Origin of the sequence: uncultured Bifidobacterium sp., assembly GCF_949292005.1 — a bacterium.
Lineage (GTDB): Bacteria > Actinomycetota > Actinomycetes > Actinomycetales > Bifidobacteriaceae > Bifidobacterium.
Genome location: NZ_CASEXV010000077.1, coordinates 1 through 2,721 on the forward strand (window position 1 = coordinate 1; position 2,721 = coordinate 2,721).

The 2,721-nt window shown below is 60.7% G+C and carries 2 protein-coding genes; both read left to right on the forward strand.

Translation table 11 applies throughout. The features are described 5' to 3' along the window. Nucleotides 1-397 precede the first annotated feature (397 nt). Nucleotides 398-805 carry a helix-turn-helix transcriptional regulator gene (locus tag Q1X90_RS05835; RefSeq protein ID WP_300767965.1) on the forward strand — a complete coding sequence of 136 codons (408 nt, stop codon included), beginning with the start codon at nt 398-400 and terminating at the stop codon, nt 803-805. Next, nucleotides 802-2,094 carry a type II toxin-antitoxin system HipA family toxin gene (locus Q1X90_RS05840; RefSeq protein WP_300767967.1) on the forward strand — a complete coding sequence of 431 codons (1,293 nt, stop codon included), beginning with the start codon at nt 802-804 and terminating at the stop codon, nt 2,092-2,094. The genes Q1X90_RS05835 and Q1X90_RS05840 overlap by 4 nt, the downstream gene beginning before the upstream one ends. The last annotated feature ends 627 nt before the right edge of the window (nt 2,095-2,721 follow it).

A 2,721-nucleotide genomic window follows, 5' to 3' on the forward strand; every position in this document is an offset into this window, starting at 1 on the left:
ATCGTCAACGAGATCAACAACCGACCCATGAGAATCCTCGACTGCCGCACACCAGCCGAAGCGTTCACCGACGAACTGCTAGAGTTAACCCAGCCAACAACGGTGTTGCACTTCTAACTAGACAACGGGCATCGCCAACCCCCTCGCGCGGCGTCTTGATATCCAGCAGCTTCATTACGACCAGTACATGACCACCAATAGACAAGGTCCCCTGCGGAACATGAACCAACTGACGATTCCCACCCGATTTGCGGAACAACGGCTGGGAACCGTTCCGCCCACTACGGAAAGCATGCGGCAAGCAACATTTTTGTACAGCAACACTTTCGTAAAATCATAAATGATATCTTATAGAAAGAAACATACTTAACATATCTTATCTGATATCATCAGAACCATGCCACGTATTACGGACGTCCTCTCCTCGGTCGGCGAGCAGGTGCGTCAGCTGCGGATCGCGGCGGAGCTCTCGCAGACGGAGCTCGCCGGCAGGGCGAACATCGGCGTCGCCACCGTACGCCGTCTCGAAAGCGGCCACGACGTGTCGCTGGGATCCCTCATAGCAGTGGCGCGTGCGCTCGGAAGACTCGCGTGGTTCGACGATCTGGATCCCATCGGCCCGGGTCCGTCCCCGATGGAGCTTCTGCGCGCGAGCGAGGGGAAGAGCCCCCGACCGCGTCGGGTCTCACGGGCACGAACCCCATCCCATACGATCCATGACGCGGGACGGGATGACACGACCGGCGCGTCCGAGGATGTGACGCGGAACGGCGAACCGACTCCGGCGAAGGGAGAACCCACATGAGCTATACAGGGACGACCGTCGTCAGGGTCATGGCCTGGGGACGTCTTATGGGAGCGGTCTCGGCAGGAGGTTCACGGGGCTCGTACGCATTCCAGTACTCCCCTGAATGGATCCGTTCGGGAATCCAGCCCTCTCCGATCCTCATGCCGCTGCGACGCCGGCCCTACGTCTTCCCCTCACTGCCCCGGGAGACCTTCCACGGACTGCCGCCCATGCTTGCCGACAGCCTTCCGGACAGCTTCGGCAACACCCTCATCGAGGCATGGATGGCGGAACAAGGCATAGACCGCTCCGCCATCACGACTCTGGATCGTCTGGTCTATCTGGGTTCACGGGGCATGGGGGCACTCGAGTTCGAACCAGATCTCTCCCCTGACGCACCGGCACCCAGCGCCCTGGACATGGAGGAACTCGTGGACACCGCTCGGGCGGCTGTCCAGGGAACCCTTGGCGACGACGCATCCTCACGAAACGCTCTGCAGCAGATCATCAGCGTGGGCACGTCCGCCGGCGGGGCACGCGCCAAGGCGATCGTCAACTACGATCCCGCAATCGGACGGATCACCTCCGGGGATCGTCCCGCCGACGACGGTCACGAGGCCTGGCTGCTCAAATTCGACGGGCTCGGGGACGACCGCCAGCTCGGGCGCTCCCAGCAGTACGGACGCATCGAATACGCCTACTCGCTGATGGCGCGGGAGGCAGGGATCGACATGGCTCCGACGCGTCTTCTTGAGGAGAACGGCCGGGCCCATTTCATGACGCGCCGCTTCGACCGCGACGGACGCCGGAAGCTCCACATGCAGTCTCTGACGGGCCTTGCGGCGGTGGATTTCCGGGCGACACGGACCAACTCCTACGCCCAGGTCATCGCCACCGCGCAGAAGCTGGGCCTCGACACGGGCGCGATGACCCAGATCTGGCGGCGCATGGCGTTCAACATCGCCGCATCCAACAACGACGACCACGCCAAGAACGTGTCCTTCCTCATGGACGAGGACGGCGGCTGGCGACTGGCGCCCGCCTACGACGTCACGTTCGCCTACAACCCCAGGGGGGAGTGGACGGACAGGCATCAGATGAGCGTGAACGGACGCTTCGACGGCATCGGCAACGCCGACCTCATGGCCGTCGCCGACCAGTTCGCCGTCGGCCATGCCCGTGACGCACTGCACGACATCAGCGACGCACTGGACTCCTGGCCGCGATTCGCCAAACAGGCCGGCCTGTCCGGAGAGCTCGCCGACGCGCTGGCGGCGGATTTCCATCGGGAGGTGCTAGAGAAGTAGACACAGGCGACATTCCAGAGAACGGCTTTCTCATGTCTCCACCGTTTCCGGTACGGACCAGTCATTTGTCCAAGAGGGTCCCACTGCGTATCGAATTGCGAGATTCCAATACCCATACGGGTTGCATCAACCAGCTTATTCTTTGAGCTGTCCGCGCAGCCACGCCCCGCACCCGGCAAGCCGTAGGACACTTCCCCCTTTTATCTTTTCATCACTGAATCATTGCACCCGAATGCGGAACACCCTCAGACGGTCCGTCCTCCGTAGATTGTTCTCAGAACAATTCGATCCGGTATTTGCAAAATGCGAAGGCACGCATTCATCCCTGTTTGTGTTTAATTGGTTGTTGTGGTTGTGGTCACGTATTTTTTTCGGGTTTGGTCAAGGAGCGTGCTGACCATCCTTAGGCCGTATCTTGGTGGTGCTTAGGTTCCATTCAAGAAAGGCCGGAAAGGCCTATGATCAGCATGCCCAGGATTCAGTCCATTCGCTTGTTGCGTAGGAGGGGCAGGAGTATCGCCGCCATCTCACGTGAGTTGGAGGTAAGCGGGCCCACGGTTCGCAGGTATTTGATGAGGGATGATCTCTCGCCCGGACCGCCCGTGCGCAAGTCCAAGCCATCGATGG